This is a genomic window from Aureimonas ureilytica (assembly GCF_001475935.1).
In the GTDB taxonomy this organism is placed as follows: domain Bacteria; phylum Pseudomonadota; class Alphaproteobacteria; order Rhizobiales; family Rhizobiaceae; genus Aureimonas; species Aureimonas ureilytica_A.
The window spans coordinates 1-6,140 of the sequence record NZ_LDQA01000102.1; the positions used below are offsets into that span (position 1 = coordinate 1).

General features: G+C 65.9%; 6 protein-coding genes. 2 read left to right on the forward strand and 4 right to left on the reverse strand.

The genetic code is table 11. The annotated features are described in order from the left end of the window. Window positions 1–459: arginase family protein (locus NS365_RS22715; RefSeq protein ID WP_193753519.1), on the forward strand; the 459-nt coding region annotated here is incomplete at its 5' end. A 248-nt stretch (window positions 460–707) separates the two neighbouring features. On the opposite strand, the gene NS365_RS22720 is transcribed toward NS365_RS22715, so the two are convergent. From NS365_RS22720 to NS365_RS22735, 4 genes are read right to left on the reverse strand one after another with little or no spacing between them, the layout of a single operon-like run. Then, window positions 708–1,697 (reverse strand): ABC transporter substrate-binding protein, encoded by a 990-nt coding sequence (locus NS365_RS22720; RefSeq protein ID WP_058602568.1) that lies wholly within the window; start codon window positions 1,695–1,697, stop codon window positions 708–710. 22 nt (window positions 1,698–1,719) lie between these two features. Continuing rightward, complete coding sequence (locus tag NS365_RS22725; RefSeq protein WP_058602569.1) at window positions 1,720–2,523, reverse strand: ABC transporter ATP-binding protein; 804 nt, start codon at window positions 2,521–2,523, stop codon at window positions 1,720–1,722. A gap of 7 nt (window positions 2,524–2,530) precedes the next feature. Next, on the reverse strand, window positions 2,531–3,343 hold the full coding sequence (locus tag NS365_RS22730; RefSeq protein ID WP_058602570.1) for an ABC transporter permease: 813 nt from the start codon (window positions 3,341–3,343) through the stop codon (window positions 2,531–2,533). A gap of 25 nt (window positions 3,344–3,368) precedes the next feature. Next, on the reverse strand, window positions 3,369–4,511 hold the full coding sequence (locus NS365_RS22735; RefSeq protein WP_058602571.1) for an aryl-sulfate sulfotransferase: 1,143 nt from the start codon (window positions 4,509–4,511) through the stop codon (window positions 3,369–3,371). A gap of 231 nt (window positions 4,512–4,742) precedes the next feature. Here NS365_RS22735 and NS365_RS22740 point away from each other — a divergent pair, with 231 nt between their 5' ends. Beyond that, window positions 4,743–5,723 carry a LacI family DNA-binding transcriptional regulator gene (locus NS365_RS22740; RefSeq protein WP_058602572.1) on the forward strand — a complete coding sequence of 327 codons (981 nt, stop codon included), beginning with the start codon at window positions 4,743–4,745 and terminating at the stop codon, window positions 5,721–5,723. The last annotated feature ends 417 nt before the right edge of the window (window positions 5,724–6,140 follow it).

Sequence of the window (6,140 nt, forward strand, 5' to 3'; positions counted from 1 at the left end):
TTCATTCGGGGGCTATTTCACTATCTCGGTGGGTTGGCTGTTTCGGCGCCTGTGGGGCTATGGGAATCGGGCCTTGGCGCCGGCTTGCCGTTGAGTTCACTTGTCCTGGTTGGGCAGCGCGATCTGGACCCGTTCGAAGAGGTGTTGATCGACCAAGCCGAGATTCCTCATATCAAGCCGACAGATGATCTTCCGGTAGCGTTGCGCCGAGCAATTGCAGGGCGACCAATCTACCTTCACCTCGACTGTGACGTATTGGAACCCGGTATCGTACCAACCGACTACCGCCACGAGGGCGGGTTGTCTCTAGCCGATCTCCGTTTGTGCGCCGAGGTGATGGCGGAGCATCTCGTCGTGGGCGTCGAAATCGCGGAGTTCCAGATATCGTGGAGCCCGAGTGGCGCTCCTGTGTCCCCACGACCTATCCTTGATGCCCTAGCCCCCATTTTACGGAGTTGATGAAGAGTCACATCTCCTCACAAGCAGCATTCCCCTTACACCATCCTTGAAGCGGACCGTCGCCTCTTCACCCGGTGATGGCGGGCAGTGTCTTGGAGGCGGACGCTCGGAAGTGGTCGATCCGCTTCCGACCCTTCAGGGACATTCTAAGGGTTCGATCTCATAGCCGAAAGCGGACACGGTATCAGACAGCTTGCCCGCACTGCTTCGAGTGGCGCGAGTCTCCAGCGCCCTTGAAAGAACCCCTTTTATTGCGCTGTGTCGATACTCGCAGTCGTCGGCGCAACCGCAGCCAGAGGCCCGGGCTCAATGAACGATCGCAGCGTGGCGGCGCTCGGCGCATCGGCATTCACGACTCCGCGTCCCACGATCCAGGAGCCCTCTTCGACCATCAGGTCCAGAAGGCTGCGGTCGAGGCGGGTTCCGATGTCGGTGTCTTTCCACAGCGCACGCACGGCGGCGGCGTCGATATTGCCCTGGACGGTCGCGACGACGGCTTCTGCCGCCGCGTCCGGGTCGGCCGCCACACGCTTGTCGGCGTCCACCACCGCGCCGAGGAAGCGCGTCACCGCGTCCCGCTTGGTGTCCAGGGCGGCTGGGCTCGCGGCCAGGATATAATGCGGCTCGTAGAGGTCGGAGCGGATCTCGCGATAATCGTCGCCCAGCGCGCGGGCGGCGGCCGGATAGGCGTTCGGGAAGGGAACGATCGCCTCGACATCGCCGCGCAGGAGCGCGGGGACGAGATCGGCCGGCGCGGCGTTGACGATCTCGGCCGTGACGCCGGCCGCGCCGAGGATCTTGCCGAGGAGGAAGTCGGTATTGGTGCCGAGCGTGACGCCGATGCGCCGCCCGGCAAGGTCGGCCGGCGCGGCGATGCCGGACGAGGCCTTGGCGATGACGCGAGAGCCCTTGTAGCGCGCCAGATCGGCGACGATCTTGAAGCTCTGGTCGCGCAGCGCCCCCGTCACGGCCGGCAGTTCGGCCATGGTGGCAAGATCGGCTTGGCCCCCGGTCAGCGCCTCGAAGGCCTCGCGCCCGGAAGCGAAGGTCACGACTGTGACGTCGAGCCCCGCCTTCTCGAACAGCTTCTCGGCCAGGGCGACGTCGATCTGCGGCATCTGCGGGGCCGGCGACCAGGCGAGGGTCAGGCTGTCCTTGGCGAGCGAGGGCGAGGCGGCGAGGACGATCGCCAGGGCCGAGCCGGCGGCGAGGAACAGGCGGCGGGTCATGCGAACCATGATCGGGGCTCCGGAATGGGGTTCAGGCGGTGGTGGGGTGGAGAAGATCGACGATCGTCGCCCGCAGATCGCTCAAGGCCGCGTCGAAGCGGGCGACGGAACGGGGGCGAGGCGTGTCGATGGCGTAAGTCGCCAGGATGCGGCCGGGCGCGCGGGACATGACGTGAACCGTGTCAGCCAGAAGCAGCGCCTCGTCGACATCATGCGTGACGAACAGGACGGTGGCTCGATGGCGGGCGAGAAGGCGCAGTAGCAGCGCGTGCATGGACAATCGCGTCTGCGCGTCCAGCGCGCCGAAGGGCTCGTCCATCAGGAGAACGCTCGGCTCGCAGACCAGCGTTCGCGCGATGGCGACCCGCTGCTTCATGCCGCCGGAGAGTTGGCCGGGATATTTCTCGCCCTGGCCGGCGAGCCCGACCTCTTCCAAGGCGGCGAGCGCGCGTTCGGTGCGCTCCGACCGGGAAACGCCCTGATTGGCAAGCGCGAACTCGATATTGCCGCGCGCTGTGAACCAGGGAAACAGCGCATATTGCTGGAAGATCACGCCGACACCCGGATGAGGCTTCGTCATCGGCTCGCCGTCGATGCGCACGAAGCCGTGGGACAGGGGCACGAAGCCCGCCACCGCGTTCATCAGGGTGGACTTGCCGCAGCCGGACGGGCCGATCAGCGCGGTGAACGAGCCGGGCTGGAGCTTGAGGGACGTGCGGTCGAGGGCGAGAACTCCCTCGCTCGGATCGCCGAAGCGGATTTCGGCCTCGTAGAGTTCGACGAGCCCCGCGGAGCGGGCCTTGGAGGCGGTGGATGGGAGAGTTTCGATCGTCATGCCGCCCTCAAGCCTGCTGCCAGTGAACGATGCGGCGACCCAGCCGGTAGACGGCCATGTCGATGAGTGCGCCGATCAGCCCGAGCTCGATGAGGAGCGCGAACATGCGGTCGGTGCGGATATACTGCCGGGCTTCCTGAAGCCGGTAGCCGATCCCCGAGGAGGCCCCGGTCAGCTCAGCCGCCACGAGGCTGAGAAAGGCGAGCGCGACGCCGAGCCGGATGCCGGCGAGAATATGCGGGGCGGCGGCGGGCACGACCACCAGGAAGAACTCGCGCAGGCGTGAGGTCGCCAGCGAGCGGGAGGCGCGGATGTAGATGTCGGGCACGTAGTCCATGCCCTGATGCGTGTTGAACCAGACGGCCAGGAACACGGTGTAGGCGATGACGAAATATTTCGACCCTTCGCCGATGCCGAACCAGACGATCGCGACGGGAACGAGCGCGATCGCCGGGATCGGACGCAACACGGCGAGGAAAGGGTTGAGAAGCAGACGGAAGACCCGTGTGCGCCCCGTCAGGAGGCCGACGAGAACCCCGAGGCTGCCTCCGATGGCAAAGCCGATCGCCGCGCGCGACAGCGAGGCCGCAAGGTCCGTCCAGAGGACGCCGCTGCGAGCCATCTCGGCAAAGGCGTGCGCCGTGTCGAGCGGGGTCGGCAGGATGGTGGAGGAGACCGGGGCCAGCACCGTCGCGAGCCACCAGACGCCGATCACGAGCGCGAAGGAGGTGAAAGCGCCGCCCGAGCCGGGACGGGGCAGCAGGCGTTTGTATCGGCTGGCTCGGGTCCCGCGCGCGGGCGCGACTGCCGGGATCGTCATTAGACTTTCTCCTCTCGCGATGCCGTCAGCGCTTCAGCCACGGGATTTGGTCGGCGCTGTAGCGATGGGCGCGGAAGACGCTGTTCTGCAGCCCGGCCGCATAGTCGCGCGAGCCGTCGTCGGGATATTCTCCGAAGAAGGGGATGACATATTCCCAGACGATATCGCCGTCCGGCGTCACCTCGAACAGGCGGCCGAAGGCGGACTCGCAGACGAAAGTATTGCCGTTGGCGAGGCGCTCGGCGCTGCCCATGTAGGGCGAGAAGAAGGCGGGCTTCAGCGGATCGGCGTATTCCCAGACCGTGCGGCCCGAGCGCGGGTCGATCTGGACGGCGCGCGAATAGGGCGCGGTGACGCCCGAGCGCAGGTTGCCGTTGTCGAAGCACAGGATCGAGCCGTCCGCCATTTCGATCGGCGTGTGCTGCTGGGCCAGCTTGTCGGCGCCGATCCGCCAGGCGATGGCCCCGGTCTCGCGCTCCACGGCGATGATCCCTGAGGTGACCCGCAGGCTCATCAGGACCAGGCCGTCGCGGGTTTCCCCGAGCCCGTTGACGAAGGGCCAGTGGCGGCGATCGAAGATGGGATGGATCGGATAATCCTCTGGCGCCAGATGGTCTCCCGCCGCCCAGCGCCAGACTGTCTCGCCCTGCCGATTGACCTGCCGGATCACGTCGCCTTGGACGATGCCGTCCGGGGCGTCGCGGCTCGGATCGCCGCCGGTGACGCGGGCGGAAACCGCCTCCGAAAGTGGCTCCACCGTCGCGTAGAGAAGATCGCCATTGGCGAGCCACTGCGCGTCGTGGTGATGGCGCGGGTCCTCGAAACGCCAGACGATCTCGCCCTGCGGCGTCGCCTCGTAGAAATCGCCGCCGCGCCAGAGCGGCCAGACGGGATAGGGCCGGAACGGGTCGGAATGGCTGCCATTATAGCCGAGGTTGCCGTTGGGCAAAATCACCGCGTCGCGCCCCGGGCGGACCGGCATCTGCCAGCGATGGACGACCTGTCCCTCGATATCCACGAGATAGACGGACCCGCCCCCGGTCTGGGGCGCGAACAGCGTATAACCACCGGCCGAGCGCGCGGGATCGTAGGCGGTGAGCCCGACGGAGCGGCGGCGCAGCGTGACCTGATCGGCGGCCGATGGTTCGACGACGACTGGGATGGACATGGGCGTTCTTTCCAGAGATGCAGTCTTCAGTGCAAATCGAGCGCCTAGAAAGCGCTCTACAACGTTTTTGTACTCATAGCCGCGTCTGGAAACGAGCGTCAATATGCTATAAAAGCAATATCAGACGGATGACGATACTTTAATCACGATGCCCACGAAGCGATTGTTCTCTTGAGTAACAAGCAGGCAAAACACACAGCTCGTCGCCCCGCGGGGCGCGCGACCATCGTCATGGTCGCCGAGGCCGCCGGTGTCTCCCCCTCCACCGCCTCCAACGCCATCACGGGACGAAGGCCAGTGGAGCCCGAGACGCGGATCAAAGTGGAGAAGGCGGCGCTCGACCTCGGCTACCGGCCGAACCTCAGCGCCCGGCGTCTGCGCACCGGCGGGGCGGCGAACTTCGCGCTGTTCTCCTCCATGCCCTTCGCGGTGTCCGCAGGCCCCTCGCGCCTCGGCTTCATGATGGAGATCGCGGCTGCCGCCTCGCTCACGGCGATGGAACACGGCATCGCCTTGACGCTGGTTCCCCCGATCGCGGGCGCCGACCTCTTGCGGCTCGATCTCGACATTGACGGCGCGCTGGTCATCGAGCCCTCGCGCAACGACCCCTATCTGGCCGGACTTGCGGCACGCGGCGTACCCACCGTTGCCATCGGCCGCGTTCCAGGCGGCATGGCGGGGGTCGAGGAGGTGGATCTCCGGCCCGAGATCACGGCCGAGCTTCTGATCGCACATCTGGCCGAACGCTCGTCGCGCTTGGCCTTGGTGATCGGGGACGTCGATCGCGCCTCCTACGAGGTGACGGAACAGGCCTACCGAGCTTTCGCGGCCCATGCGGGCCAGGAGCCCATCGTGCTGCGCCTGCCCGAGGGTGAGGGCGAAGACGGAGCGGCGCGGGCCTGCACCGAGCTTTTGGCCGCCCATCCGTCCATCGACGGTCTCCTCGTTCTCGTGGACGCCTTCGCGACGGGCGCCGTGCGGGCGGCGCGCTCGCTGGGGCGCGCCATTCCGGCCGATCTGCGGATCGCGACGCGCTACAACGGGCTGCGAGCGATGCAATGCGACCCGCCGCTGACGGCGGTCGAACTCAGGCTGGACGAGGTCGGATCGCTGGCAGTTCGCAAGCTTCTCTCGACGCTGCGAAAGACCCGTCACGGCAAGAAGTCCACTCCACCTCAGTCTCTCGTCGTGCGTGCCTCGACTCAAGCCTGATCGGTATTCCAGTCGGAAGTTGTTGCAAAGCGGAATGACCGCAACCTACCGACGCTGCGGGCTCTTCTCTATTCGGCGTGTTGAGGTCAAGCGCTCCGAGCTGATGTCTCGTCCTGGCTGATGCGTGATCCCTTGCGGATCATGCTTCTCTTCGGGATCGACCCGGGTGGGCCCTCCCATGATGGGATCGGAATGAGCGAGGCAGCTCGATCTGTTGCGCGTCCTGACCGTGCCAGTGGTACGATCGGCTCAAGAGCCCTAGCGAGCTTGCCTCGTTCCACGTCACGCAAGGGACACGTCTCCGCCAGGGCGGATCTTTACATGATCGGTTTATTCACGAAGACTTCCCTACTTCAGAGCCTGATCATGCCTTACCACTGGTCTATTGCAACTGGACTATCATCGAACCAAATTAGG

Coding starts and splice junctions, on each gene's coding strand:
- NS365_RS22720 (WP_058602568.1), bottom strand. CDS start 1,697: ATGGTTCGCATGACCCGCCGCCTGTTCCTCGCCGCCGGCTCGGCCCTG.
- NS365_RS22725 (WP_058602569.1), bottom strand. CDS start 2,523: ATGACGATCGAAACTCTCCCATCCACCGCCTCCAAGGCCCGCTCCGCG.
- NS365_RS22730 (WP_058602570.1), bottom strand. CDS start 3,343: ATGACGATCCCGGCAGTCGCGCCCGCGCGCGGGACCCGAGCCAGCCGA.
- NS365_RS22735 (WP_058602571.1), bottom strand. CDS start 4,511: ATGTCCATCCCAGTCGTCGTCGAACCATCGGCCGCCGATCAGGTCACG.
- NS365_RS22740 (WP_058602572.1), top strand. CDS start 4,743: ATGGTCGCCGAGGCCGCCGGTGTCTCCCCCTCCACCGCCTCCAACGCC.